The sequence below is a fragment of the Paenibacillus sp. FSL W8-1187 genome (assembly GCF_037965485.1).
GTDB classification, from domain to species: domain Bacteria; phylum Bacillota; class Bacilli; order Paenibacillales; family Paenibacillaceae; genus Paenibacillus_O; species Paenibacillus_O pasadenensis.
The window spans coordinates 1688062-1714374 of sequence record NZ_CP150181.1 but is presented as its reverse complement, the minus strand read 5'-3'; the positions used below and the strand labels follow the sequence as shown (position 1 = coordinate 1714374).

Below are 26313 nucleotides of genomic sequence, written 5' to 3'. Positions count from 1 at the left end.
CGCTCCGGCTCCCGGAAGAAGCGGAGCGGGACAGCCTCATCCTCCGGACCGGCCGCATCGGCAGCGCCGGCAGCCGCCAAGGGGCGCGTCTTTTTCCCCATCTCGCCATGCGTTTCCCTCCTCGGACGAACTCGCTTCCCTACTCATCGTATGCGGACGGCGGGCTCGTCAGAAGAAGCCAAAAAAACCGGTCCGCCATCATGGCGGACCGGCTGCAAAAGGACAAGCGCGTCCCCGGCTGCGGCCGGGCTAGAGAATGGACGAGATGCGGTTGACCGGCATTCCGTTCGAACCGCTCTTGCCCGGCTCCGCGTCCGCGGTCCGGGCGCGCTCCGTCAGCTCGCGGAACCAGTCCTCGTCCCACGTCAGGAGGGCAAGCTCGATCAGCGTCCGCAGCTCGCCGGCTCCGGCCTGCTGGCCGTGCTCGGACAGCTTGCGCACCTTGGAGGCGCGCGCGCCGACGCGCTTGCCGACAATCCGCTCGCGGTCGCTCTGCGTCACGACGATCCGGTAAAACCCGACCGGATCCGCCGCATCGACATACCCGATGAATCTCTCGTCCATGACGGTGACCCCGCTTACCCAGTCCCCGATCTGAATCGCTTCCATCCCCGTTTCCATGCTCATCTGCCATTCCTCCCGCCGTTAGTCGCTTCAGGTCGACGTCTCTTCCGCCTTCACGCGCTGCAGCACGTCGCGGATGGTCATGCTCTCCAGATGCTGGAGCAGCTTGGCCTCCGTTTCCGTGAAAATCTCATCCATCACCGCTTCCATGCGGCAGGCGATCATGCAGTCTCCCACCTCGCCGCCGGAGCACCAGCCCGGCTTGATCGAGCCGAACGACGTCGCCGAATAGATCTCGGCCAGCGTCGTCTGCTCCGGCAGCCGCTCCAGCAGGTAGCCCCCGCCGATGCCTTCCTTCGTCCCGATATATCCCTGCTTGCGAAGCAAGCTCATCACCTTGCGTATCCGCGACGGATGGGTGTTCACGTTGCGGGCGATGGCATCGCTCGTCGCCATCCGATCCGGCCGGCTGGCCAGATAGACCAGGCTGTGGACCGCGATGGTAAATTCGCTGTTCATCCGCACGCTCCCTTCCTTTCCCGCCGTACTGTTATTTTAATGGTAACAGTTGCCCGCGTCAATCGTTTACATCGTTTGTTCAATTTAAATAAACTTATTGAATTTTATTTCTAAATATTTATAATGGGTGTTGAAAGCGAATTCATTTCCAAGCGAAAGGGGCGATGCCCGCTTCGGCGCCGTCAGCGCCGGCCGCATCACCGCATGCTCCGCCAGGCATCATCCATCACCTTATTTCAAGGAGGCCCATGATGAATCGACTGACGCTGCCCCGCCCCCGCTCCATTCTGCTCCTTGCTCTCGCCGCCGTGCTGCTGTCGCTGCTCGTCCTGCTCGCCCGGCCCGCCAAGACCGAGGCGGCGATCGTCAACCTCGCCTACAACCGCCCCGTCACCGTCTCCAGCACGGAGAGCTCCGCTTACGCCGGCGCCTATGCGGTGGACGCCAACGGCAACACCCGCTGGTCCTCGGCTTACAGCGACCAGCAGTACATCATCGTCGACCTCGGCACCGCCCGCCCGCTCACCGGCGTGAAGCTGCGCTGGGAGGCCGCGTATGCGAAGGGCTTCCAGATCCAGACGTCGAACGACAACTCCACTTGGACGACCGTCTATTCCAACTACAACGGCGTCGGCGGCGTAAACGACATCAGCTTCACGGCCACCGTCCGCTACGTCAAGATGTACGCCTTCCAGCGCGCGACCGCCTACGGCTACTCGCTGTACGAGTTCGAGATCTACGGCGACAACGGCCAAGGCGGAGGCGGCAGCGAGCCGGTGTCCGCCGTCAAGCAGCGCATCCTGAGCTACTTGAACAATCTCGGGGGCAAGACGATCGTCGGCATCGAGAACAAGTTCAACAACACCCCGCGCAGCGACAGCGACCGCGTGGCAGGCATCGCGGGCCGCACGCCGTCTCTGTGGGGAGGCGACTTCGGCTTCGGCAGCCTCGCGCTCGACAACCGCTGGAACATGATCCAGGAAGCGAAGAACCAGTTCAACAAAGGCGCTCTCGTCACGCTCATGTACCATCCTTGCGCGCCGACCCGCGACGAATACTGCAGCTGGGACGAGATCGGCGGAGCGAACCCGGCGAAGCTGACGTCGGCCCAGTTCACCCAGCTGACGACGCCGGGCACGAGCCTGTACAACAGCTGGATCGGCCGTCTCGACACGCTCGCGACCTATTTGCAGGACTTGGAGAACAACAACGTCGTCGTCCTGTTCCGTCCGCTGCATGAGATGAACCAATGCGTGTTCTGGTGGTCCTGCCACAAGGGCTCGAACGGCTCCGCCAAGCTGTACCAGATCACCTACGACTACCTGACGCACACGAAGGGGCTGGAAAACCTCATCTGGGTGTGGAACGTGCAGGACTTCTCCAACCTGAGCACGGAAATCTCCGCCTACAACCCGGGCAGCAGCTATTTCGACATCGCTTCGCTCGACGTCTACAATACCGGCTACACGCAGAACAACTACAACACGATGCTCCAGGCGTCCGGCGGCAAGCCGATCGCGATCGGCGAATGCCAGTTCATGCCGTCCGCCTCGCTGCTCGCCAGCCAGAACAAGTGGATCTACGCGATGTTGTGGCCTGACTTCATCGAGGAGAACCGCAGCACGCTGCCAGGCATCTATGGCGCCTCCAATGTGCTGACGCTCGACGAGATGCCGGGCTGGCGGTGACGCTCGGCGATAGGCCGGGCTGGCGCTGACCTGCGCGCTTCGCCTTCCCCGATAAGCATGGCCCTCTCCGACGCCAAAAAGCGCCCCTCTGGAAGCCGTCCCGGACCCATCGTCCGAAAACGGCCCCGAGGGGCGCTTCTCTTTTCATGCCAGATGGCAGGCGACCTGCCGTCCGCCGCCTGCGGAGCGGAGCTCCGGCGCCTCGTGGACGCAGCGCTCCACGGCGAACGGGCAGCGGGTATGGAACTTGCAGCCGGAGGGCGGATTCGACGGGTCGGGAATGTCGCCCTTCAGCACGATCCGCTCCCGCTTGAGCTTCGGGATCGGGATCGGCACGGCGGACAGCAGCGCCTTCGTATACGGATGCAGCGGCGAGCGGAACAGCTCCTCGCGCGGGCCGGTCTCCATCATCGAGCCGAGATACATGACTCCAATCCGGTCGCATAGATGCTCGACGACGCTCAGGTCATGCGAGATGAACAGATAGCTCAGCCCTCTCTCCTGCTGGAGCCGTCGGAACAGGTTGATGATCTGGGCCTGGATCGATACGTCGAGCGCGGATACCGGCTCGTCGGCGATGATCAGCTTCGGATCGAGCGCGAGCGCGCGGGCGATGCCGATCCGCTGCCGCTGGCCGCCCGAGAATTCATGCGGCAGCCGGTCGGCCTGATAGGCGGACAGGCCGCAGGACTCCAGCGCCTGCAGCGCCTTTTCCCGGACATCCGCCTTGCTCGCGAGGCCATGGTCGAGCAGCGGCTCGCCGATCGCGTCTCCGACCCTCACCCGCGGGTTGAGCGAGCTGTACGGGTCCTGGAAGATCAGCTGCAGCTTCGGACGCAGCTGGCGCAGCCGCTCTCCGTGCAGCGCATGCAGATCCTCGCCCATGAAGCGGATCGTTCCGGCCGTCTTGGCGGCGAGGCGCACGATCGACTTGCCGACCGTGCTCTTGCCGCTGCCGGACTCGCCGACGAGGCCGAACGTCTCTCCCTCGCGGATCGTCAGGCTGATGCCGTCGACCGCCTTGACCTGCCCGGTCGTCCGTCCGAGCAGGCCCGACTTGATCGGAAAATAAGTCTTCAAATCCTCGATTTCGAGCAGCGCCTCACTCATGCTATCCCTCCTTCCCGTGCAGCCAGCAGGCCGCCTGCTGATCGGAGCCGACCGGCGCAAGCGGCGGCTCCTGCCTGCGGCATCGATCCATCGCGAACTCGCAGCGGTCCGCGAACGCGCAGCCGGCGCCAAGCTCGAGCGGATTCGGCACCTGGCCGGGGATCGAGTACAGCTCCTCCCGCACCTGGCCGAGCACCGGCTTGGAGCGCAGCAGTCCTTGCGTATACGGATGCCGCGGCTCGCGGAACAGCCGCTCGACCTCCCCTTCCTCGACAACCTTGCCCGCATACATGACGATCACGTAGTCGGCCATCTCCGCCACGACGCCAAGATCATGCGTGATGAGCAGCAGCGCCATGCCGCTCTTCGCCTGCAGCCCGCGCAGCAGATCGAGGATCTGCGCCTGGATCGTCACGTCGAGCGCCGTCGTCGGCTCGTCGGCGATGAGCAGCTTCGGCTTGCAGGAGACGGCGATCGCGATCATCACCCGCTGCAGCATGCCCCCGCTCAGCTCATGCGGATAAGCGTCCGCGATCTGCTCGGGACGGCTGATGCCCACCTCGCGGATGAGCTCGACCGCTCGGCGCATCGCTTCCTTGCGGCCGAGCCGCAGATGCTCGCGCAGCGGCTCGGCGATCTGGCGGCCGATCGTCAGCACCGGGTTGAGCGAAGACATCGGCTCCTGGAAGATCATCGACAGCTCATGCCCGCGCAGCGTCCGCAGCTCCTGGCGGCTCATGCGCAGCAGGTCGCGCCCGCCGAAGCGGACCTCGCCTCCGGCGACCTTGCCGGACGGCCCTTCGACGAGGCCGAGCACCGACATCGCCGTCATGCTCTTGCCGCAGCCGGACTCGCCGACGATGCACACCGTCTCGCCCTCTCGGACACGCAGGCTGACGCCATCCACCGCGCGCAGCACGCCGGCCTCGGTCTGAAAATGGGTCTGCAGCTCCCGTATGTCTAGCAGCGCTTCCATCGACTCCACCTACCTTCTCTGCTTCGGATCGAGCACGTCGCGCAGCGCGTCGCCGAAAAGATTGATCGCGATGACGGTCGCGAAAATCGAGAAGCCCGGCGGAATCCACAGCCACGGCCGCTTCTCGAAGTCGATCATGTTGTTGGCCGCGTCGATCATGTTGCCCCAGGTCGGCGTCGGCGGCGTCACGCCAAGGCCGAAAAAGCTCAGCACCGACTCGCTGAGGATCGCCCCGCCGATGTTGAGCGTGGCGATGACGATCAGCAGCGGCACGAGATTGGGCAGCAGATGCCCCAGCAGCCTGCGGCGGCCGCGCAGGCCGAGCACGGTCGTCGCCTGCATGAATTCCCGCTCCCGCAGGCTGAGGATCTGGCCGCGCACCATGCGCGCCAGCCCCGGCCAGCCGACGACGGCGAGCATGATCATGACGATGTACATGCGCGAGTCGGGCGGAACCTTCCACTCCGAGAGGAGCGCGCCGGCGATGAACAGCAGCGGCAGGCTCGGAATGGTGAGCAGCAGATCGGCCAGCCGCATGATGAGCTGGTCGACGATGCCGCGATAGTAGCCCGCGACGATGCCGAGCAGCGCGCCGAGCGCGACCGACAGCCCCATCGAGGCGAGGCCGACCGTGAGCGAAATGCGCCCCGCCTGCAGCACGCGCGTCAGCACGTCCCGCCCGAGCGCGTCCGTGCCGAGCCAGTGCGACGCGCTCGGCGGGCGGTTCATTTGCGCCATGTTGATCTTGTTGTCCGCATAGGGCGAGAACAGCGGCCCGAGGAAGCAGGCCGCGAACATGAGCGCGACGACGAGGAAGCCGGACACAGCCAGCTTGTTGCGGATCAGCCGCCGCGCCGCGTCGCCCCAGATCGAGGACCGCTTCGACCGGCCTGCGCCGGGCTGGACGGCGAGCCTTCCGTTAGCCACTGACATAGAAGAACCTTCCTTCGGTTACAGGTTGACGCGGGGATCCGCGATGCGATAGAGCAGGTCGGACAGCAGCGTGCCGACTACGGTGAGCACGGCGATGAACATCGTGAAGCCCATCAGCAGCGGATAGTCCCGCAGGCCGAACGACTTCATGTACAGCTGGCCGATGCCGGGCCAGTTGAAGATGCTCTCGATGATGAGCGAGCCGCCGAACAGCGCCGGCAGCTCGAAGCCGACCAGCGTGATCGCCGGCAGCAGCGCGTTGCGCAGGGCATGGGTGAACAGCACCTTCCTCTCCGGCAGCCCTTTGGCTCTTGCCGTGCGGATATAGTCCTGCTTGATGACGTCGATCATGTTGCTGCGGAAGTAGCGGGTCAGCGAGCCGAGCCCGAGCAGCGTCATGACCGCGGCCGGCAGCGCCATATGGTCCGCGACCTCCAGCACGTACGCCCAGCCTTCCGCGTTGCTGCCGGTCGTCGTCATGCCGCCGGGCGGCAGCCAGTGCAGGTCGACGGCGAAGATCTTGATGAGGAACAGGCCGATGAAAAACGACGGGATGCTCATCGCCGCGAAGATGAGCACCATGACGAGCGAGTCGAACCAGGAGTACTGGCGGTAGGCGGCAAGCACGCCGATGACGACGGCGAGCAGCCAGGTGAAGAACGTCGACACCGCCGCCAGCAGGAACGAATTCCAGATGTAGTCCTGGAACAGCGTCAGCACCGGCTTCTGCTGCGCCAGCGAGATGCCGAAGTCGCCGCGGAGCGCGTTGCCCATCCAGGTCAGATAGCGGTCGAGCAGCGGCTGGTCGAGCCCGTAGATCATCCGCAGCTCCGCCTTGCGCTCCGGCGTCAGCTTGATGTTGCCGCTGATGAAGTCGCCGGGCGTCAGCGCGTAGAGGGCGAAGATCAGGAACGAGGCGGCCAGCAGGATGAGCAGCATGTAGCTCAGCCGCCGGATCAGATAAGTGCTCATGGCTTCTCCTTCCGAAAAGGGATTTCCCCTGTCCGCGCCAGTCGGACAGGGGAGAGATCCAGGCTTATTGGACGTCCTTGAGCGACCAGTTCGGCAGGCTCACAGCCAGGCCGTAGAACGGACTGATCTCCAGGTTCTCGATGCGGCCGTTGTAGGCATAGACGCTTTTGCGATAACTGGTGAAGATGACGGGCAGCTCGTCGTTCAGCAGCTGGAAGATCTCCTTGTACACCGCTTTTCGCTGCTCGATGTCGGTCGTCGCCAGACCTTTGTCGTACAGCTCCTTGAAGGCGGCGTTGTCGAAGCCCTTGATCTCGCCGTCGACGAACTGCGCGAGGCCGTCGGCAGGATCGGTCAGCATCGGCGTGGAGAAGGAGACGAGGTCGTAGTCTCCGCCTTCGACCTTCGAGACGAGCGAGTTGAAGTCGGCGAAGATTTCCGGCTCGAACTGGATGCCGAGCGCGGTGTAGTTCTCTTGCGCTACGGCGATGAAGATGTCGGTGTTCTTGCTTTTGGAACCGAGGTAGTGGATCTTCAGCTTCTGGCCGTCCTTCTCGCGGATGCCGTCCGAGCCTTCGGCCCAGCCGGCCTCGTCCAGCAGCGCCTTCGCTTTTTCGAGATCGTACGGGTAGGCGTTGATGCCTTCCTCCGTGTAGGCCCAGGAGGTGAGCGGAGAAGGAATGTTGGCCACTACGCCGGCTCCCTGCTGCGCGTCGACGTAGATGCTCTGCCGGTCCAGGCCGTAGGTCAGCGCCTGGCGGACCTTCTTGTCCTGCAGCGCCGGGCGCTCGAGGTTCACCTGCAGGTAGCCGTAGGTGCTCGGCGTATACGGCACGATGTTGACGAAGCCGAGCGCCGACAGCTTGTCGATGTTCTCCTGCGTGGCGCTGAACGAGGCGTAGTCGACCTCGCCCGTCTCGAGGTACTGCCAGGTGTCGCCCTCGGACGTCTTATAGATGAAGTGCGGCGTCTTGGGCTTCTCGCCGAAGTAGTGCTCGTTGGCCGTGAAGCGCACTTCCTGGCCGGGGATGAATTTCTCCAGCTTGTACGGACCGTTGCCGAGCGGGCTCGAGCTCAGCTGCTTCATGTACCCGAGATCGCCTTGCTTGTAGTCCTTGCCGTAGTAGGCCTTGGAAAGGACGTCGCCGCCGAGCAGCACGAGCGCGGCCGCGTTCGGCTTGTCGAGCGTGACCGAGATCGTCTGCGGATCCTTCACCTCGATGCCGGATACGGCAGCCGCCGTCCCGTCCTTGTAGGCTGCCGCCCCCTTGATGCCGAGCGCGGGAATCTGCGAGTCGCCGTCGTAGGACTTGTCGTTCAGGATCGTCCAGGTGAAGGCGACGTCGTCGGCTGTCAGCGGCGAGCCGTCGCTGAACCTCAAGTCAGGCCGCAGATGGAACGTGTAGGTCAGGCCGTCCGGGCTGGCTTCCCATTTTTCCGCGAGGCCCGGCGTGGGCTCGCCCTTGTCGTCCACGAGCACGAGCGAGGTGTAGAGCAGCGAGGAGACGTTGCCGTCATAGCCGCTTTGCTGGAAATAGGGCGTGAACGCGCCGCTCGGATCGACGAGTCCGACGATGATCGTATCCGTCCGCTTTTTGGCCGCTTCCGGCAGCTTGGACAGGTCGGACGCCACAATGGCGCCTTCCGCTTGCGCAGCCGCAGCGCCTGCGCTGTCCGCCGCGCCTGCGTTTGCCGCCGGCGCGCTGGCCGTCGGAGCCGGAGAGGCTGATGCTCCGTCGTTCTCCGCGGCTCCGTTGGAGCAGGCGGACAAGAACAGCACGCTGGACAGCAAAATGGTTGAAGCGAACCCTACCCTGTTTTTCATGGCTTCCTCCCGCTCAATCGAATGATTTAATTCCGATTGATTAAGTATGTTTTTTGAATGAATATCCCCATTATAGGAGCCTCTATCGGTTCTGTAAATAGAGAACTGTTAAAAAATTCTGTGGTTAGAGAATGAAATAAAAAAGCCCTTCCTCCGAACGACGAACGATCGTCGAGTCGGGGGAAGGACTTGTCAGCCTTCGATATACGCTTTCAATGCAGCCTGCATCCGTTCCAGAGCGCCCTTCCGCAAGCTGTAGACGGTCAGCGTCTCGCCTTCGAAATGGGCATGGATCAAGCCTGCGCTGCGAAGCTTGCCGATATGGTCGTGGGTGATTCCCTTGGACAGCTGCAGGTGGCGGACGATCTCGATGAAGCTGCGCGGACCGCCGTGCAGGAAGCGGAGAATCTTGAGCCGGCTCCGCTCGCCGAGACTGCGGATGATCCGGAAGTCATGGGCGGAGAGGAACTCGTCCTCTCTCAGATCGATCCGGGCGGCATAATAACAGATCGTCATGCGCCGGAAATGGAAGATGACGTTGATCGGCTGGAAATGCATCTGCGGAATGAGGACGAGCTCGCGCAGTCCGTCGATCGGCTCGAAGCGGAGGCCGTTCGTCGTCTCGTCCACATACTTGTCCAGATCGTCGGCATCCGCCAGCGCCGTCCTGCGCTCGCGGCAGACCGCTCCCAGCCGGACGATCGCCTCCCGGTCGACGCTGCGGAAGTACTGCTCCTCCCAGCGCTCGAAGACGGAGGCGGTCAAGTCGCGGAACGCCGCCATATCCTTGGGAAACTGGCTGCAGTACGGCGCGAGCCGCTCGTACAGCTCTCCCGCCCCTTGCCCGCGCAGCCAAGCCGCGAAGCCTGAGGCATCCTCCGCCGGGCTGAGATGCACGAGCAGGAACGTCAGCTTCCAGTCGGCGTTGATCGCCAGCTCGTCCAGCAGCTCCGCGAACTGCGGCTCCAGCCTTGCCTTGACCTCTGCCGCCCACGCCGCCGGGAGATCGAGCTTTTTGTGGGACTGGCGGCAGATGTAGGCATGTAGGCTGCTCATCGCCTCGTGAAGCGGCTTGAATGTGATCGTTATGTCATAAGTCATAGCTGCACGCCCTTCTGCCCTCTAGCCGTTAGAGTCTTTGGGCGTAATTCTACACGACCCGACGACGGTTCGGCAAGGCTCCGGTCCTCCTCGCGCCGCGGCCCAAGCCAAAAAACGTCCGCGGGTCCGCGGACGTTGATGGTGCTTAGGCTCTAAGTCAGATCGTGCCGACCGCTTCCGAGCTGCCGTCCTCTGCGGACGGCGCAGGGCTGTCCGAGCCGGCGACAGGCGCGAGCCGGTAGACGCGCGACTCGTACGGCTTCAGCGACAGCTGCGCGATCGGCGCCTCGGCGTCGGCCAGCTCGCTCGCGAGCAGCAGCTCCGTGCGGCGGCCCTCCAGCTCGCCGGCCAGCTCCGCATGGGCATCCGACGAGCTCAGGTTGCAAAGCACGAGCAGCTTTTCGCCGTCCAGCGTCCGCGTGTAGGCGTAGATCTGCGGATGGTCGTCCAGGACGAGATCGTACGTGCCGTAGACGAGCGCCTCATGCTCCGTCCGCAGGCGGATGAGCCGCTTGTAGTGATGGTAAATCGAGTCCGGGTCGTCGATCGCCTGCTGCACGTTGATATGCGTGTAGTTCGGATTCAGCTTGAGCCAAGGCTCGCCCGTCGTGAAGCCGGCTTGGTCGTCCGCGCTCCACTGCATCGGCGTGCGCGAGTTGTCGCGGCCGGTCTTCCAGATGACGCGCATGACGTCCTCATGGCTCTTGCCGTTCATCGTCTCGTAGCGGTACAGGTTCTTGATCGCGACGTCGTTGTAGTCCTCGATCGACGGGAACTGCACGTTCGTCATGCCGATCTCCTGCCCCTGGTAGATGAACGGCGTGCCCTGCATGAGGAAGTACATCGTCGCCAGCGTTTTGGCCGACTGCTTCCAGTAGACGCCGTCGTCGCCCCAGGTGGATACGGAGCGCGCCTGGTCGTGGTTCTCGAGGAACAGCGCGTTCCAGCCGCTGCCCTCCAGCCCTTTCTGCCAGCGCGTCAGCGTCTCCTTGAGCGAGGCGAGGTCGAGGCCGCCCTCCGGGCTGCGGTTCCAGAGGCCGAGATGCTCGAACTGGAAAATCATGTTGAAGGCGCCCTTGCGCTCGTCGACCCATGCCTCCGCATCGTCGGCGGTCACGCCGTTGGCTTCGCCGACGGTCACCGCCTCGGGATGCTTGGCGAGCGTCTCTTCCTTCAGCTCGGCGAGGAAGCGGTGGATGCCCTCGCGGTTCATATGCCCGTCGAAGCTCGGCACGTACGGCAGCCCTTGCGGGTTCGGCAGGTCCGGGAAGCCTTCGACTTTCTTGATATGCGAGATCGCGTCGACGCGGAAGCCGTCGATGCCCTTGTCCAGCCACCAGTTGACCATATCGTACAGGTCGCGGCGCACGGCGTCGTTTTCCCAGTTGAGGTCGGGCTGGCGGCGCGAGAAGATGTGCATGAAGTACTGGCCGGTCTTGTCGTCGAACTCCCACGCCGGGCCGCCGAAAATGCTCTCCCAGTTGTTCGGCTCGGCTCCCGTCTCGGCATGCGGATCGCGCCAGATGTAGTAGTCCCGCTTGTCGCTGTCGCGGGAGCTGCGCGACTCGATGAACCACGGATGCTCGTCGGACGTATGGTTGATGACGAGATCGAGGATGAGCTTCATGCCGCGGGCATGCGTCTCCTCCAGCAGCCGGTCGAAGTCCGCCATCGTGCCGAACTCTTCCATGATGTCCTGGTAGTCCGAGATGTCGTAGCCGTTGTCGTCGTTGGGCGACTTGTAGATCGGACAGATCCAGATCAGCCCGACGCCGAGCCCCTTGAGATAGTCGAGCTTCGAGATGATGCCGGGGATGTCGCCGATTCCGTCGCCGTTGCTGTCCATGAAGGACCGCGGATAGATCTGGTAGGCGACCGCTTCCTTCCACCAGCGGATGTTATGCGTCATTTTATCCATCACCCTTTTGATCGTTGTTTTCGTTCAAGTTGTTCAAACGTTTGCATAACTCATGATAGCATATTCCGTAACGTCTGGCTTCTGTTTTTTGAGTCTATCTTTTTCCTTCCTGCTCCCAGTATGAACCGGTTCCTGGGTATTTAGACCGCGAGTTTTAACGGCGCCTGGAGCGACGCATGAAGTCCGGCTTGCGGATTACCCGCCTGCAGAAAAAAGCCAAGCCCGCAAAGGGCCTGGCATATTCGTGTGCAAAGGTTCAACGGCCGTTTTAGAGACCGCTTGTGGCTATCCCATTTTCCAGTCGATTTTGTCCATGATGGCCTTCAGAGAGCGGATATTCTCCCTGGCGTACCAATCCGGCTCGGATTGGCGGCTGTGGAAGCCGATCTCGGCGGCGAGATAACCGCCGTAATTGATGTCCTTCAGTGCTTGCAGCACCGCTTCAAAATCGCCCCGGCCGTGTCCGGGCGGCAGACGGTCGCTGTCCGAGATATGGACATGGTGCAGCTTGTCGCCCATCCGGTACACATAATCGCTCGGCACCTCATTACGGTACAGGGCATGGATCGTATCAAACATCAGCTTCACGTTGTCGTGGCCGGACTGCTCGGCCAGAAGGATCGCGTCGTCGGCGGATTCGATCAGGTTGCTGTCCGTCGGCGTCGGCTCGATCGCGAGCGTAATGCCCAGCTCCTTCGCATACGGCGCAATTTTGTCGAGCGCTTCAAGACTGTAGCTCCAGGCCTCCGTCTGCGACGTGCCGAATACGACCCAGCCGGCCACATAGATGACGGTCGGGCACTCCCAGTCGTGGGCCAGCCGCAAAATGTCCTTGTAATGCTCCACGACCCAGGCGCGCTCTTCCGCTACCGGCGAGCTCGGGTTGTTGCCCGGTCCGCCGCCCGGCGCCGGAAGCATCGACGAGACGGCGAGCTTCTCCTTGCGCAGCAAGGCGAGGATGTCGCGGCGGCGCTCGGCGGTCAGATGTGCGGGCCAGGCATGGGGACTGGCGCAGCCGATCTCAATCGCGTCATAGCCGAAGCCGGCAATGCGCCGGATCGTCTCCTCCAGCGGATACGAAGGAACCCACACGGGGAAGCTGCTGTACACCCAGCTGTTAAACGAAAGTCCTTTCATTCAAAACACGTCCTCTCGGAAAGATCGTCTTGCTGTTCAGGTCGCCCGCTTCAGTCCCAGACAAAGACCGCTTTCTCCGTCTTCCGCTCGTCGAACAGACGGAACGCCGTCTCGGCTTCCCCGATCGGGAACGTGTGGGAAACGAGTTTCTCCACCGGAAGGCCTTTCTCCATGATGAAACGCGTAATCTCGTCATATTCAAAGATGGGAAAATACCAGGAGCCCATCACGGTGACTTGCTTGCGGATCAGCTGATTGCTGGGATGGATCGTCAGTTCGCGGCATTCACCGATGAAAGCGGCGCGGCCGTGCGGCCGCAGGACGTTCAAGGCCGCGTTTTCCGCGTGCGGGCTGCCGGAGCAGTCGATCGCGGCATCGGCGCCGCGGCCGCCCGTCATCTCCATCACTCGCGCCAGCACATCTTCCTTGCCGTTAATGACATAATCGGCGCCCAGTTCCTTCGCGACCTCCAGCCGTTCGTCCAGCATGTCGACGGCGATGACGGTCGCACCGAGCCCCTTCGCAACCATGACGCCGGCGCCGCCCATCGGGCCCATGCCGAAGATGACCAGCGTGTCGCGGCCGCTGATGGCCAGCCGCTTCTGCGCGTGATACAGCGTACCGACCGCATCGGTAGATACCGCTGCCACCAGGTAACTCATGCCGTCAGGGATACGCATGCAGTTCTCGACCGGCACGACCATGTAGTCCGCGTCGCCGCCGTGCTGGTCGAAGCCGATGCATTTCCATTCCGGACAGAACATCCGGTAGCCGCTCTTGCAGTGCGCGCATTCGCCGCAGCCGACGGCGAGATACACCGCCACGCGGTCGCCTTCCTTGAAGCGGGTTACTCCTTCGCCTACCTGCACGATTTCGCCCGCCGGTTCATGGCCGGGATGGATGCATCCCGACTTCGTCGCTTCGCCTCCGACCACCGCATCGCTGCCGTAGTACAGGCTCATATCGCTGCGGCAGATCGCAGACGCCTTCATCTTGATCAGCACTTCACCGCCGCCCGGCGACGGAATCGGCACTTCCCTGATTTCGACCTTCTTGTCTCCCGGAAAAACAACCGCCTTCATCATGATGATTCCCTCCTTGGGGGTTAAGTTTTTACGCGTATCCAGCGTTCCTCTTCGTGGCTCTGAAGGATGGCTTCGGTAATGCACATGGACAAGTGCCCGTCCTCAAAGGTAGCGAAGTTCGGCCGATCCATGCGCGGATCCTTGCCGTCGCGGATGAAGGCATAATATTGAAGCATCATGTTCTTCAACGAATCCGGCCAGCCTTCCGTATGCCCGCCGGGGTGGTGGATCGATGTCCGGGCTTCCTCCAGGAACAGCGACGGATCCGCCATCAGCACCTCGTTCGATTTGTCCCGGTGACCGATCCAAAGGCTGGCCGGCTCCTCTTGCTTCCAGTACGCCGACTTCCGGTTTCCGTTCAGCTCGAAGCTCAGCGCATTTTTGCGGCCCGCGCTGACTTGGGAAACCGTAAAGGAGCCCCTGCCCCCATCCTCGAACCGGACAAGCACCGTCGCGCAATCCTCGGTGCTGACAGGCATCTCTTCATAGGCGGTCTCGCCGCCGTCCGTCTGCAGGCCGAACGTTGCACCGCTCGCGATCGGCTTTTTCCGGAACGGGTGGACCGTCCATAAATCCGCAAAGACGGCCGTAATCCGCTTGCCCGTCACATACTGCACCGTATCGCACCAGTGCGAGCCGATGTCTGCGACTGCCCGCGACCGTCCGCCGACTGCTTGGTCGAGCCGCCAATTGTAGTCGGTATCGAACAACAGCCAGTCCTGCAAATAGCTGCCGTGCACGAGATGAATCGGGCCAAGCTCGCCTTGCTTTACCATCTCGGCCAGCTGCTTCATCATTGGATATTGCCGGTAGTTGAAATTGACGCCGTGCACGACGCCGCGTTCGCGCGCCAGGCGCAGCAGCTCTGCAGACTCGCGGCTTGTCATCGCCAGCGGCTTCTCGGACAGCACATGCTTGCCCGAAGCGATAATCGCTTTGTTGATCTCAAAATGAAGGTGGTTCGGCGTGCAGTTATGCACGACGTCGATGTCCGGATCGGCCAGCAGCGCCCGGTAATCGCCATAGGCAAGCGGCACGCCGAGCTGCGCCGCTTTCTCGCGCGCCTTCTGCTGCCCCTCCTGGGCCACAGCAACCACTTCGACGAATTCGAGCCGACGCATGGCCTCAATATGCGCCGGGCCGATAAAACCGGTTCCGATGACGCCCGCCCGAATTTTGGGGGCCGTCATTTTTTGATCGCCTTTTTGCCGAACATCACGGCAAGGATGATGATCAGGCCCTTGATCATCATCTGCTGGGAAACGTCGAGGCCCATGATGATCAAGCCATTGTTGATCGTTCCGATCATGATAGCGCCGACGACCGTTCCAATGATCGTGCCGACGCCGCCGAACAGGCTCGTGCCGCCGAGAATGACCGCGGCGATGACCGAGAGCTCGTCGCCTTCGCCGAAGGAGAATCGGCCGGCGTTCATCCGGCCCGCATAGAGAAGCCCTGCCAGACCGGCCATCAAACCGGTGCCAAGGAAGACGAGCAGCTTGATCCGCATCGTCTTGACGCCGGAGAAGCGGGCGGCGGTCTCATTGCCGCCCGTGGCCAGCGTCTGTCGGCCGAACGACGTTTTGCGCAAAATCACGTGTGCGATGATCGTGAACACGAGCGTCCAGATGAGCAGAACCGGAATCGGGCCGATATCGCCCGCACCGAAAATAAAGTTGAACGTGTCGCTCACGATCGGCACCGGCGCCGTGTCCGTGACCCACATGGCAACCCCCTTGACCGCCCCCATCGTACCTAGCGTCACGAGGAAGGAAGGGATAGCCGCCTTCGTCACCAGCATGCCGTTGACGAGCCCGACAAGAACGCCGGTTCCGAGTCCGGCGACGAGACCGCCGATGACGCCGAAGCCATGCGACACCGCCAGGGCGCCCGTCAGCGAAGACAAGGCGGCGATGGAGCCGACAGAGAGGTCGATCTCGCCCGTGCTGATCACGAATGTCATCGCCAGACCCATCAGCGAGATGGTCGCCGTCTGCCGCACGATATTGAGCAGATTGCCCGTCGTCAGAAAGCCGTCCGAATACAAGGTAACGGAGAAGTAGATGAGCACGCCGATGAATGCGATATAGACGATATAGTTGCGCCAGTCAAAGCCCTTGAGCCCCGCAAACGGAGCCGGTGTTGCCGGATTAATACCCTTGGATGGCATACTGAAGCTCCTCCTCTGTGTGGATGTCCTGCCGCTGCAATTCCTTGATAAGCCGGCCTTCGTGCATGATCAGCACCCGGTCGCTGAGCGCCAGCAGCTCTGGCAATTCGGAGGAAACGACCAGTACTGCTTTACCGCTCTCCGCCATTTCGCGGACGATGTCGATGATTTCGGTTTTGGCGCCGATGTCGACACCGATTGTCGGCTCGTCGAGCAGAAGAACTTCCGGATCGTTCGCCAGCCATTTGGCGAGAACGATCTTTTGCTGGTTGCCCCCCGACAGCAGGTTGCTCGTTTTGAAAATGCTGTCCGTCTTGATCTTCAGCCGTTCGACCATTCGCTTGCTGACGTCGTTCGCTTTGCGGTCGTCAAGCCAGAGACCCTTCTTCATCTTGCGGATGACCGGCAGGATCATGTTGTCCCGCACGCTGTGCTGCAGCACCAGACCTTGCACGCGCCGATCCTCCGGGATGAGCGCAATGCCCGCGTCAATGGCATCGGTCGCGCTGCGAATCACGCGCCGTTTGCCGCCGATGCGGATTTCGCCGCCGTCCATCGGATCAATACCAAAAATGGTGCGAAGCAGCTCCGTCCGCCCGCTTCCCATTAGGCCGGCAATGCCGACAATTTCGCCGGGTCGGATGCTCAGGCTCACGTCGCGGACGCGTTCGCCTGAGGAGACGCCGACAAGCTCCAACACTGGCGCCGCTTCCTTCGCATAGTCGCGCTCCACCCATTCGAACGCCTTATTGAAAGACTTTCCGACAATATGCTGGATCACCGTCTCAAGGTTTGTCTCCTTGATCACTTCCGTCGTGATTTTACGGCCGTCCCTTAGAATCGTGATCCGGTCGCAAATTTTGAAAATTTCGTCCATCCGGTGCGAAATATAAATAATGGCATAACCTTTAGCCTTCAGCTTTTCGATGAACGAGAACAGCACTTCCGTCTCCGTCTTTGTCAGCGACGAGGTCGGCTCGTCCATAATGAGCACTTGCGCTTCCTGCGACAACGCTTTCGCGATTTCGGTCATCTGCCAATAGCCGACGCCGAGGCTCTGCACGACATCGTCCGGCTTGATGTCAACGCCCAGGTCGTTCAAAAGCTTCGCCGTCCGGATTTTGTTGTCCCTGTCATCCAGCAGCCTCATCGCCGTCTTCGTCTCGCGCGTCAGAAAGATGTTTTGTGCAACGGTGAGCGTCGGAATCAGACTGAACTCCTGGAAGATCATCGAGATATTGTTCGCCCTCGCGTCTTCATAACTGTGAATCGCAACGGGCTTGCCTTCGATCCGGATTTCGCCTTTGTCTGCGGAATACACGCCGGTGAGAATTTTCATAAGGGTCGATTTGCCCGCCCCGTTGCCGCCCATCAGCGCATGAACCTCGCCTTTGTTCACCGAGAAGCTGACATCGTCAAGAACCGTAATGCCGTTAAACGCCTTGGAAATGCTCGTCATCTCCAGCACGGGTTGATCCATTCGCATTCACCTTCTTTATGGGATGGCGAAAGGACGCCAAGGAGCGGCCTTCCGCCTGATGCTGCTCCTTATTGCTTCAGCGCGTTCTTCACGCTGTCCGGGGCGTCCTGACCGTAAATCAGCTTCCAGCTGTCGAGCACACTCTCTTTCGTCACCTTGATTGCCGGGGACGCGACGTAGGCGGGAGCCTGTTTACCCAGCAGCGCGTAGCCCGCCAGAATCGCCTGCGCCACGCCCTGGTCGTAAGGCAGCTGGGCGCCGAGACCGCGGACGATGCCGTCGGACGCAATCGAAATCGCCACGTTCGTGCCGAGGTCGACCGTCGTTACGATCAGATCGTTCCGCCCGGCCGTCCGGGCGGCCGCCATAACGCCTTCGGCCGGCACGTCCCATGGGGCAAAGATGCCCTGAATGTCAGGATGGCGCGTCAGCATCGCCGAAGCGACCTCCTCGCCCTTGTTCGGATCCGTAATGCCGCCCCGAGCAACGATTTCGATGTTCGGGTATTTTTCCTTCATTCGCTTCTCAAAGGCGTCCGAGCGGTTCTTCGTGACAAAGAAGTTAACGTCATGGAAGACTACTCCCACCTTCCCCTTGCCGCCGAGCTTCTCGGCCATGATGTCCGCAGCGAGCGCTCCGTTGCCGTAGTTGTCGCCCGATACGATGCTGATGTAATCTTTTCCGGGCTCCATGCCCTGCGCCGCGCCGTCCATAAACACGAGCTTGACGCCCTGCTCAACGGCTTTCTTGTAGGAGCTGGCCATCGACACTGCATCGACCGGAACCGAAATCATGACGTCGGGCTTCTTCGCCAGCACCGTCTCGATGTCGTTCACCTGCTTCTCTGCTTTGAACTGGGCGTCCGTTAGCGCCACTACCTTGATGCCCATCCGCTCAAAGGTGTTCTTCATGGCGCCGACGGCTGCATTCATGTAATCGGTGCCGGAGTAATGCATGACGATGGCGGCCGTGTAATGGCCATCCTTAATCTTCTTGAGATCGTCCTCGGCGAGCTTCAGTTCCTTGGCGGACACCGCCTTCTCCCCGTTCGGACCGATGTCCTGAACCGGCAGGTCCGGGATGTTCGGATTGATCGTAAGCGGTCCGGATGCTTCCTCGCTGTAGTTTTTGGAAGCGACCTCCTCCGCCGACGTATTTGTTTTTGCCGAGCCGCAGCCGGCCAGCGCCAGCCCGCTGACGAGCAGAACCGCGATAACGGTTGTCCAAGACTTTCTCTTCATTTTGCTTCCCCCGCTCTTTCGCCAGTATGTCGAATCGGACACTCGCGAACGATTCGTAACCTGAGTATATCGGGAGCGAGGGAACGGCTGTAGCCGACGATTTTAACCCCACGGGGGGAAATTTTTAGCCGGACAATTCTGGAAAAGAACCTTTCTTAGCGACAAAAAAACCGGGTTCGCAAACGATTCGCGAACCCGGCGCAACCCGGCACTCCATTCAATAGCCTTCCATGATCATCCATTGCGAGGCGGTGTCCGCCGCATGGTCCAGCGCCGCCTTGGCCGATTGCCTGCCGGACAGGTAGCTCTGTACCGCGGTCTGCACGGCTTCGGACAGCTGATTATAGTTCTTGATGCGCGGCCGGCCCACGCCGACGCGCAGCGACGCCCCCAGGACGTCGTAATATTCCCGATGAGACGCATCCGGCAGATGCCGCGCCTCCTCATAGGCCGACATGCGCGTCACATGGTGACGGTATTTCAGATAGCCCTTCTGGGCCTCGGCCCCCGTCAGGTAAGCGGCGAGATCGAAGGCCGCCTGCTTCTGCCGGGAGTACCTGTTGACGGCCAGTCCCCACGAACCGAAGTGGGGCCCCCGGACGATCGTGCCGTTTTGTTCCACGCCGGGAAACATGAACGAGCCTACCTGACCGTGCACCTTAGGATTCAGCTTCATGTCGTGATAATTCATCCCCATCGCCGTCTGCCCGTAACCGAAGGCAATCTCCACCTCGTCCCAGGTGTACCCCGTTACGCCCGGAGGCGTCACCTTGTTCTTGAAAATCCAATCTCCGTAAGTCTCCAGCGCCTTGACCCCAGCCGGCGAGTTGAAGACCGGGCTTAAATTCCGGTCGAACAGCTCCCCGCCGTACACATTGAGGAACGATTTGAAATCGACGAAATTGGCTTCGCTCATGCCCGCCATCAGCGTCGTGCCGTACAGGTCGATCGCTCCGTCCCCGTCCGTGTCGCGCGTAAAGAACCGAGCGAGGTCGAGGTACTCGTCCAGCGTCTGCGGCACTTCGAGCTCGCGGCCGTACCGCTCCCGGAATGCGGCGCGGTTGGACGGATCAAGGAACAGATCCTTCCGATAGCTGACGGTCAGCACATTGGACTGAATGGGCAGGCTCCAAATATCGAAGCCGGCGTTTTGAACGCGGTCCACGTCGACGACATCCATGGCAGGCGGCTGCTGGCGCGACTGAATCGGATCGAAGACAGACGTATCCAGAAATACCTTGGCGATAAAATCGTCGACGCGAATCGGCGGATCCGCGCTCCGGATGTAGGCGGACAGCGGTTCAAGATGAGAAAGGATACGCGGCATCCAAGGCGTATCAACGGCCATAAGATCATACTGGTCGCTCTTCCGCGCAAACTCTGAAAACACTTTTTCCTGCAGACTGTTGTACGGAAACGTATCGACTTCAACCGCTTGGCCGGTCATGGCCTGATAGCGCTCGGTCGCCGGAATGACGGCCTCCGAGCCGGCTTCAACCGTTGCATACAGCACCCGCAGCGGCCGCTTCGCCGGGAGCTGCTCCTCAAGCCCGCCGCCGGCTGACTGGCTGCACCCTGCGAGCAGCAGCGAAGCAGCCAGCAACGTTCTCCATCCGACTCGCAATCGTTTCATCCCGGCTGTCCCTCTTCCGCATGGCATCCTAATGATGATCCTCCGGCCCCCCGTCGATTCCGTGCTGCTTGCGGAATTCGGAAGGCGAATAGCCGAATTCCCGTTTGAACAGGCTTCTGAAGTAGGCATGGTCCGCGTAACCGGTCTCCTCGGCGATTTCATTGATTTTTTTTGAGGTTCGCAGCAGACGGTCCTTGGCCTGCATCAGCCGTTTGCGCGTCAAGTAACGGACAAAATTAACCCCCATCTGCTGTTTGAACATCCGGCTCAGCGTGACGGGATGAACGTTAACCGCCTCCGCAACCGCCTCCAGACTGACATTCATGTCGTTGGAATTCTCGATGAGCGCCAAAGCCTGCTGGAACCAGCTCCCCACTGGCTGCTCCCGCTCGGCGCGCTCCTGCCGCTCCACGTCCTGAAACGCCTTTACGCCGCCCAGAACGATACGCCGCAACCGTTGCTGAAGCTGTTCCCAGGAGACATGGTTCGACACCCATTGCTGCCAATAGCGCAGCGAATCCTCGTCGACGATGAACATGTCCTTCTTCGTCAGCCCTTCATCCAAAAGCGCCATCAAATAGGCGCACTGGTGCTCCAGAGCGTTATAATCCAGCTGGCCGAGGCAATCCATCCATTCGCCGAATGCAAGCTCCAATGGCGCGTACTCGCCGCCGCGCGCGTGAAGGACGATCCGCTGCCGGCAGGCATCGGCCCGACGCCCCCATTCCCTGTCCGAGCGAACGCCATAATCCGCTGCCGCCGGACGCGGATGGAAAAACATGCGGGATCTGTGCTTCCGGTACTCGGCAAGCAAGGAAGGGAGGAAAGCCGCCTTTTCCCGGAAGCCGCCGGATGCCGGCTCTACCGTCGTGCCGATGACCGCCCCTTCCGTTCCGTCTTTCAACGCGAAGGTAAATACAAGGCCGGTTTCACCGTTAGATGGGCTTGTTGCCGATCCCGGGTCCACAAAGGAGATCGCCTTCCATAGCCGCTCGTCGAACCAAATTCCCGCTTCCTGCGGCGCAATCCCGAAACCGGCCAGCAAGGGAATGCTTGCCGCTTCGATTCGTTGCCGCACGTCCTGGAGCAACGACATTTGCAAGGAGGTGCGAATCTTCTCCACGATTTCTCTGAGTTGTGCGCGATCCGCAGGCTTCAGCAGATAGTCCGATGCTCCATATTGAAGCGCTTGCCTCGCGTATTCAAAATCATCGTACCCTGATATAATGACCACATGCATGGCCGGGTAACTGGCTTTCAGCCGTTTGAGGATGTCAAGCCCCCCGATCTCCGGCATGCGAATATCCAGGAAGGCAAGATCGGGACGCACCATATCCATTCGCTCCAACGCCTGATGACCGAATTCGGCGTCAAATATTTCGTCGTCCGGAAACAGCGCATTCAGCTTTTGGAGAATGCTCATCCGGACCTCCTGTTCGTCGTCGACGACGCAAATTTTCATAATCGGACTTGCTCCTTCCGGCCAACCTGAGCTGGAGTACGTCACACGCCAGGAGGAAGCCTTACGTGACCCTGCCCGCCTTTGTCATGCGTATCGTAAACCGGCTTAGTTTGAAATTCAAGCTGTTTGTGTTGTTGATCCTGATATCCATCATCCCAATTACCTTGGTCGCTTATAACTCCAATACGTTCATGTTCCGCTCCGGAACGGCGTATTCCGGTTCCATCTCATCGCAATACGTGGATTTCGTATCGACAGAGTTGAACGCCTATCTCCAGAGCCTGAATCAGTCCTTCGACCCTCTCTTCAGCACACCGGCCTTCGTTCATTACATGGGCACGCCAGACAGCTTTCTGAAGGAGCAGGCAGAGGATCTCATGCGGTTCCGCCCGCTCGTCCGGAGCTCGCTGCAATTTCATCCCGAGGTGATCGGCGTACTTTACTTGGACCGCTTGGGAAAGGCGTACTTCGACTCCTATCAACGGCAGCTCGATCCGGCTTATTCGTTCGGCGAAGACCCGTGGTATCAGAAGGCGTTCCGGATTAACCGGAATTCGTTGAGCGAGCCGCATTCCATGCCATACGTGCTTTACAGCAAAGATACGACGTTCTCTTATATCCGGCCCATTCTGGACACGGATACCGGCGTAACGCGAGCCGTTTTCGTCGTGGAAATCCAAGAGAGCCGGGTCAAGGGCATGCTCCGGGGCGAGCAGACCGGCCGCCCGGGCCAGGTGATCCTGATGCACACCCGAACCGGTGCCACCGTATCGGAGACGCCAGTCGACTCCGGCGTCATGCGCGATTTCCAAACGGCGCTGGCCGGTCACGCCGGGTCGAAGCAGCCGTTCCTTTTTCGCTCCGGTCAGACCGAATACCAGGCCAGCTACGCCGCGCTTGCCGACAGCCAGTGGCTGGTCGTCTGGACCGCGCCCCTGAATACGATCCATAAAGCGGTGCGGCAGACGGTTCAACTGTCGCTGCTGATTGCGGTCCTCAGCCTGCTTACAGCACTGATCGTTGCGTTTCCGGTCATGAGCGTCATTCTTCGTCCGCTGGACAAGCTTAAGGCCGGCATGCTGAATCTGGGACACGGCAAGTATGTGCCGATTCCGCAGGGAAGGCGGTATGACGAGATTGGCTATCTGATCCGCAGCTTCAACCAGACGCTGGAGAAGCTGCAGCGGATGGAGCGAGAGGTGTACCAGGCCAACCTGCGGGAAAAGGAGCGCGAGCTGCTGCAGCTGCAGGCTCAGATCAATCCGCATTTCCTGTTCAATACGCTTGAAACGATCGATTCCTATGCTTCCCGGAACAACGGCGAGGCGGTCGGCGAGATGGTGCAATCGGTCTCGCGCATGATGCGGCATACGGTCCGGAACGATGACGGCTGGGCGCCGCTCCGTGAGGAATTGGATTATATCCGGAATTTCCTGACGATCCATTACTACCGCAACGGCCGGGACTTGAACGCCCGCTTTGACATCGATCCTGCGGCCATGGAGGTGCCGGTCATGAAGCTCAGCGTTCAACCGTATATCGAGAACGCGATCAAATACGGCTGGAGCCCCAACATGACGACGGACGAATTCAAGCTTATCGTGAAGGTGTCCCTGCAGGAGAATCGCCTCGTGATCGACATCCAGGATACGGGCACCGGCATGCCGCCGGACGTGCTTCGCCGGATCCGGCAGCTGATCGCGCAACAAGGCGAGTCAAAGGATCCGTATTTCCGGTCGCATACCGGCGTGCGCAACACCTTCCGCCGGCTGTTCCTCGTTTATGGCAGCGAAGCGGAGGTCGCCGTCGAAAGCGAGCCCGGCGCGGGCACGCGGTTCCGGTTCCGGATACCAGCCGGACGATCGGATCGTTAAGTATCCCTTCGCGATAAACGACAAAGAGGCAGCCCCGAACGGAGATTCGTTCGGGACTGTCTCTGCTTCATGATCTCGTGTGTTCCGGGAGCGTTACTCGTTACTCGACGGTTTTGACCCATGTGCCGCTTTTTGCGGAAGCTAGGATCGCATCGGAAATGACATGGATGCGATAGCCGTCGTGGAAATTCGGAGATACGTCGGTATCGTTGACAATGGCGGAGATGAAATCATGCGCTTCGATAATTTTCGTCTCGCCATAACCGATGCCAAGTGCCGGAATCGGCCAAAGCGCCGGGCCGTTCGGATGCGCCGGGCCCGTATAGATCGTCCGGAATCCGCGACGGTCGTCCGGATCGTCGGCGAAGCAGACCTGCAGCTCGTCGCGGCGTTCGTAGTTGAACGCGATGGAGCCTTTTTCCCCATGGATTTCGAACGTCAAAAAGTTGTTGCGTCCCCATGCGTTGCGCGTCGCTTCCATGCTGCCGACTGCACCGTTCTCGAACCGGAGCAGCGTGCTGATCTCGTCGTCGACGTCGACAGCCTCCTTTTTGACCTCGCCTGAAGCCTTCACGGTTCCCAGCTTATCGACCGGCCCGGATGATACCGGCCGTTCCTTGATCCACGTCTGGGCCGTGCCCATGACCTCGGTAATTTCGCCCACCAGATAACGGGCAAAATCGATGACGTGGGTGCCGATGTCGCCCAGCGTGCCCGATCCGGCGACGTCCTTCCGGAACCGCCAGGACAGCGGCGAATTCGGATCGGCCGACCAGTCCTGCAAATAGGTCCCGCGGAAGTTCAACACGCGGCCAATTGCCCCTTCTTCGATATATTTCTTCGCCAGCGCGACAGCCGGCGTCCGACGGTAGTTGAAAGCAACCATATGCTTTACGCCCGCTGCGGTAACGGCATCCAGCATCTGCTTGGCTTCCTCGGTCGTCCGGGCAAGCGGCTTCTCGGAAATGATATGCTTGCCTGCCTTGGCTGCCGCGATCGCGATTTCGGCGTGCGTATTGTTCGGCGTCACAATGTCGATGATGTCGATGGATGGATCCTCGACCACTTTTCTCCAGTCGGAAGCGTAGCATTCGAAGCCGTAACGGGCTGCCGCTTCCTGCGCCAGGTCGTCCCGAATATCCACGACGGTCTTGCGAACCGGAATGGCCGGTGCCGGCCAGAAGAACATCGGCATCCCTGCATAGGCGAGCGAGTGGGCCTTGCCCATAAACCCGCCGCCGATCATTCCAACATTTAATGTGCGCATATGCCATTCTCTCCTTCTCTGTCTGTATCGGTTTGGTAGGGACGGAACTTCCGCTTCTGCTTATACGCCTATTTTTGGGCCGCGTCCTGGATCGTTTTGGGCGCATCCGCATGGTAAACGGTCTTCCACGAATCCAGGATGTTTTCCTGATGGACGGACAGCGCCGGAACCGCAACATAAGGAGGCGTCTCCTTGCCGAGCAGCGCATGGGCAGCCAGGATGGCTTCCGCTACGCCTTGGTCATACGGCAGCTGGGCGCCGAGCCCCTTGATCATGCCGCCTTTGGCGATTTCCAGGGCAACGTTCGTGCCGAGATCGATCGTGGAAATGGCGAGATCGGTGCGGCCTGCCGAACGGGCGGCGGCCATGGCGCCTTCAGCCGGCACATCCCATACGACGAACATGCCCTTCAGCTTGGGGTGCTTGGTCAGCATCGCCGCGGCTACTTTCTCGCCGTCGTTCGGACCTGCAATGCCGCCGCGCTCGACGATATGAATATTCGGATACGATTCCTTGATCGTCTTCTCGAACGCTTCGGTGCGCTGCTTCGTCACGAAGAAGTCCGCGTCGTGGAAGATCACGCCAATGTCGCCTTCTTCGCCGATCGCCTTGGCGAGAATGTGTGCGGCTTCTACGCCGTTGCCGTAGTTGTCGGCGGAAACGACACTCACATAATCCTGGCCGGCCGTTAGACCTGCGGCTTTATTGTCCATGAAGACGAGCTTGACGCCCTGGGCAGCCGCCTTCTTGTACGCACTTGCCGTAGATACGGCGTCGACCGGAATGCTCACGAGAATATCCGGCTTCTTGGCCAGAATCGTCTCGATATTGGCGACCTGCGTTTCCGCCTTGAAGTTCGCGTCAGTCGTGGCTACGATCTCGATGTTCATCTTGGCGAACGTATCCTTCAGCCCCTTGAGCTGAGCGGCCGACCAGTCGTTGCCGGCATAGTGCATCGAGATCGCTGCCGTAAAGTTGCCTTCCTGGACCTTTGCCAGCTCCTCCGGCGATAGCGACAACGTCTTGGCCGAGACAGCGCTTTCGCCGTCTGGACCTTTGCTCAGGATGTCCTTGTCCGGCAGGTCCTGATTAATGGTGATCGGACCGTCGACCGGGCCAGCCGTATCCGGCGTTGTGTTGGCCGCAGTATTGGATGCCTGGTTGCCCGACGCCTCAACGGCGTTATTCGAATTTGTTGTCGAGCCTCCGTTGCCGCAGGCAGCGAGAAGGAACAGGAAAACAAGCATAGTAGACAGCAGGGTCGTTCTTTTCATGGCTTATGGCCCCCCATTCGGTTTTTAATCATGTTCTATTGCCAAAAGAAGCGCAGCTTTCCTCCCTCCCCCTTTTGATGACAG

Annotated in this window: 21 protein-coding genes; 2 read left to right on the top strand and 19 right to left on the bottom strand. The window is 60.8% G+C overall.

Annotated elements, in window-relative coordinates:
- Positions 1 to 249: 249 nt before the first annotated feature.
- Both NYE40_RS07450 and NYE40_RS07445 read right to left on the bottom strand, forming a co-directional pair.
- Positions 250 to 627 carry a hypothetical protein gene (locus tag NYE40_RS07450; RefSeq protein ID WP_052333472.1) on the bottom strand — a complete coding sequence of 126 codons (378 nt, stop codon included), beginning with the start codon at positions 625 to 627 and terminating at the stop codon, positions 250 to 252.
- A 27-nt stretch (positions 628 to 654) separates the two neighbouring features.
- On the bottom strand, positions 655 to 1083 hold the full coding sequence (locus NYE40_RS07445) for an Rrf2 family transcriptional regulator (RefSeq protein WP_028599982.1): 429 nt from the start codon (positions 1081 to 1083) through the stop codon (positions 655 to 657).
- 248 nt (positions 1084 to 1331) lie between these two features.
- Between NYE40_RS07445 and NYE40_RS07440 the strand changes: the two genes are divergently transcribed.
- Positions 1332 to 2771 (top strand): glycosyl hydrolase, encoded by a 1440-nt coding sequence (locus NYE40_RS07440; RefSeq protein WP_180968472.1) that lies wholly within the window; start codon positions 1332 to 1334, stop codon positions 2769 to 2771.
- Positions 2772 to 2915: 144 nt separating this feature from the next.
- Here the strand turns inward: NYE40_RS07440 and NYE40_RS07435 are convergent, their stop codons facing one another.
- From NYE40_RS07435 to NYE40_RS07365, 15 genes are all read right to left on the bottom strand, one after another.
- The gene (locus tag NYE40_RS07435) at positions 2916 to 3881 is read right to left on the bottom strand and encodes an oligopeptide/dipeptide ABC transporter ATP-binding protein (protein WP_028599983.1); all 966 of its coding nucleotides are present in this window, start codon (positions 3879 to 3881) and stop codon (positions 2916 to 2918) included.
- A 1-nt stretch (position 3882) separates the two neighbouring features.
- Positions 3883 to 4857, bottom strand: a complete 975-nt coding sequence (locus NYE40_RS07430) for an ABC transporter ATP-binding protein (RefSeq protein ID WP_028599984.1) — start codon at positions 4855 to 4857, stop codon at positions 3883 to 3885.
- A 9-nt stretch (positions 4858 to 4866) separates the two neighbouring features.
- Complete coding sequence (gene opp4C / locus NYE40_RS07425; RefSeq protein ID WP_028599985.1) at positions 4867 to 5790, bottom strand: oligopeptide ABC transporter permease; 924 nt, start codon at positions 5788 to 5790, stop codon at positions 4867 to 4869.
- 18 nt (positions 5791 to 5808) lie between these two features.
- Positions 5809 to 6762 carry an ABC transporter permease gene (locus tag NYE40_RS07420; RefSeq protein WP_028599986.1) on the bottom strand — a complete coding sequence of 318 codons (954 nt, stop codon included), beginning with the start codon at positions 6760 to 6762 and terminating at the stop codon, positions 5809 to 5811.
- A gap of 64 nt (positions 6763 to 6826) precedes the next feature.
- On the bottom strand, positions 6827 to 8587 hold the full coding sequence (locus tag NYE40_RS07415; RefSeq protein WP_028599987.1) for an ABC transporter substrate-binding protein: 1761 nt from the start codon (positions 8585 to 8587) through the stop codon (positions 6827 to 6829).
- 192 nt (positions 8588 to 8779) lie between these two features.
- Positions 8780 to 9688, bottom strand: a complete 909-nt coding sequence (locus NYE40_RS07410; protein WP_028599988.1) for a winged helix-turn-helix domain-containing protein — start codon at positions 9686 to 9688, stop codon at positions 8780 to 8782.
- 157 nt (positions 9689 to 9845) lie between these two features.
- Positions 9846 to 11597 carry an alpha-glucosidase gene (locus NYE40_RS07405; RefSeq protein WP_084137449.1) on the bottom strand — a complete coding sequence of 584 codons (1752 nt, stop codon included), beginning with the start codon at positions 11595 to 11597 and terminating at the stop codon, positions 9846 to 9848.
- Positions 11598 to 11891: 294 nt separating this feature from the next.
- Positions 11892 to 12743: a sugar phosphate isomerase/epimerase gene (locus tag NYE40_RS07400; RefSeq protein ID WP_028599989.1), complete on the bottom strand. Its 852-nt coding sequence runs from the start codon at positions 12741 to 12743 to the stop codon at positions 11892 to 11894.
- A 50-nt stretch (positions 12744 to 12793) separates the two neighbouring features.
- Positions 12794 to 13828 (bottom strand): zinc-binding dehydrogenase, encoded by a 1035-nt coding sequence (locus NYE40_RS07395; protein WP_240479047.1) that lies wholly within the window; start codon positions 13826 to 13828, stop codon positions 12794 to 12796.
- A 20-nt stretch (positions 13829 to 13848) separates the two neighbouring features.
- Complete coding sequence (locus NYE40_RS07390) at positions 13849 to 15018, bottom strand: Gfo/Idh/MocA family oxidoreductase (RefSeq protein ID WP_028599991.1); 1170 nt, start codon at positions 15016 to 15018, stop codon at positions 13849 to 13851.
- A complete protein-coding gene (locus tag NYE40_RS07385) occupies positions 15015 to 15998 on the bottom strand; it encodes an ABC transporter permease (protein WP_028599992.1) in 984 nt (327 codons plus the stop codon). Before NYE40_RS07385 ends, NYE40_RS07390 begins: the two co-directional genes overlap by 4 nt.
- Positions 15979 to 17478, bottom strand: coding sequence for a sugar ABC transporter ATP-binding protein (locus tag NYE40_RS07380; protein WP_028599993.1), 1500 nt, complete (start codon positions 17476 to 17478; stop codon positions 15979 to 15981). The genes NYE40_RS07385 and NYE40_RS07380 overlap by 20 nt, the downstream gene beginning before the upstream one ends.
- Positions 17479 to 17546: 68 nt before the next feature.
- Entirely contained in the window at positions 17547 to 18719 is a 1173-nt protein-coding gene (locus NYE40_RS07375; RefSeq protein ID WP_028599994.1) for a substrate-binding domain-containing protein, read from the bottom strand.
- Positions 18720 to 18936: 217 nt separating this feature from the next.
- Complete coding sequence (locus tag NYE40_RS07370) at positions 18937 to 20322, bottom strand: extracellular solute-binding protein (RefSeq protein WP_339279699.1); 1386 nt, start codon at positions 20320 to 20322, stop codon at positions 18937 to 18939.
- 58 nt (positions 20323 to 20380) lie between these two features.
- Entirely contained in the window at positions 20381 to 21814 is a 1434-nt protein-coding gene (locus tag NYE40_RS07365; RefSeq protein ID WP_052333475.1) for a response regulator, read from the bottom strand.
- 65 nt (positions 21815 to 21879) lie between these two features.
- On the opposite strand from NYE40_RS07365, the gene NYE40_RS07360 reads away from it, so the two are divergent.
- Positions 21880 to 23688 (top strand): sensor histidine kinase, encoded by a 1809-nt coding sequence (locus tag NYE40_RS07360; protein ID WP_028599995.1) that lies wholly within the window; start codon positions 21880 to 21882, stop codon positions 23686 to 23688.
- 100 nt (positions 23689 to 23788) lie between these two features.
- On the opposite strand, the gene NYE40_RS07355 is transcribed toward NYE40_RS07360, so the two are convergent.
- Both NYE40_RS07355 and NYE40_RS07350 read right to left on the bottom strand, forming a co-directional pair.
- Entirely contained in the window at positions 23789 to 24955 is a 1167-nt protein-coding gene (locus tag NYE40_RS07355; protein ID WP_028599996.1) for a Gfo/Idh/MocA family oxidoreductase, read from the bottom strand.
- Between the two features lie 68 nt (positions 24956 to 25023).
- Positions 25024 to 26229, bottom strand: a complete 1206-nt coding sequence (locus NYE40_RS07350) for a substrate-binding domain-containing protein (RefSeq protein WP_028599997.1) — start codon at positions 26227 to 26229, stop codon at positions 25024 to 25026.
- Between the last annotated feature and the right edge of the window lie 84 nt (positions 26230 to 26313).

Bases quoted from the DNA above. Each gene is read 5' to 3' on its own strand.
- NYE40_RS07450 (WP_052333472.1), bottom strand. From the start codon at position 627: ATGAGCATGGAAACGGGGATGGAAGCGATTCAGATCGGGGACTGGGTA.
- NYE40_RS07445 (WP_028599982.1), bottom strand. From the start codon at position 1,083: ATGAACAGCGAATTTACCATCGCGGTCCACAGCCTGGTCTATCTGGCC.
- NYE40_RS07440 (WP_180968472.1), top strand. From the start codon at position 1,332: ATGATGAATCGACTGACGCTGCCCCGCCCCCGCTCCATTCTGCTCCTT.
- NYE40_RS07435 (WP_028599983.1), bottom strand. From the start codon at position 3,881: ATGAGTGAGGCGCTGCTCGAAATCGAGGATTTGAAGACTTATTTTCCG.
- NYE40_RS07430 (WP_028599984.1), bottom strand. From the start codon at position 4,857: ATGGAAGCGCTGCTAGACATACGGGAGCTGCAGACCCATTTTCAGACC.
- opp4C (WP_028599985.1), bottom strand. From the start codon at position 5,790: ATGTCAGTGGCTAACGGAAGGCTCGCCGTCCAGCCCGGCGCAGGCCGG.
- NYE40_RS07420 (WP_028599986.1), bottom strand. From the start codon at position 6,762: ATGAGCACTTATCTGATCCGGCGGCTGAGCTACATGCTGCTCATCCTG.
- NYE40_RS07415 (WP_028599987.1), bottom strand. From the start codon at position 8,587: ATGAAAAACAGGGTAGGGTTCGCTTCAACCATTTTGCTGTCCAGCGTG.
- NYE40_RS07410 (WP_028599988.1), bottom strand. From the start codon at position 9,688: ATGACTTATGACATAACGATCACATTCAAGCCGCTTCACGAGGCGATG.
- NYE40_RS07405 (WP_084137449.1), bottom strand. From the start codon at position 11,597: ATGACGCATAACATCCGCTGGTGGAAGGAAGCGGTCGCCTACCAGATC.
- NYE40_RS07400 (WP_028599989.1), bottom strand. From the start codon at position 12,743: ATGAAAGGACTTTCGTTTAACAGCTGGGTGTACAGCAGCTTCCCCGTG.
- NYE40_RS07395 (WP_240479047.1), bottom strand. From the start codon at position 13,828: ATGATGAAGGCGGTTGTTTTTCCGGGAGACAAGAAGGTCGAAATCAGG.
- NYE40_RS07390 (WP_028599991.1), bottom strand. From the start codon at position 15,018: ATGACGGCCCCCAAAATTCGGGCGGGCGTCATCGGAACCGGTTTTATC.
- NYE40_RS07385 (WP_028599992.1), bottom strand. From the start codon at position 15,998: ATGCCATCCAAGGGTATTAATCCGGCAACACCGGCTCCGTTTGCGGGG.
- NYE40_RS07380 (WP_028599993.1), bottom strand. From the start codon at position 17,478: ATGGATCAACCCGTGCTGGAGATGACGAGCATTTCCAAGGCGTTTAAC.
- NYE40_RS07375 (WP_028599994.1), bottom strand. From the start codon at position 18,719: ATGAAGAGAAAGTCTTGGACAACCGTTATCGCGGTTCTGCTCGTCAGC.
- NYE40_RS07365 (WP_052333475.1), bottom strand. From the start codon at position 21,814: ATGAAAATTTGCGTCGTCGACGACGAACAGGAGGTCCGGATGAGCATT.
- NYE40_RS07355 (WP_028599996.1), bottom strand. From the start codon at position 24,955: ATGCGCACATTAAATGTTGGAATGATCGGCGGCGGGTTTATGGGCAAG.
- NYE40_RS07350 (WP_028599997.1), bottom strand. From the start codon at position 26,229: ATGAAAAGAACGACCCTGCTGTCTACTATGCTTGTTTTCCTGTTCCTT.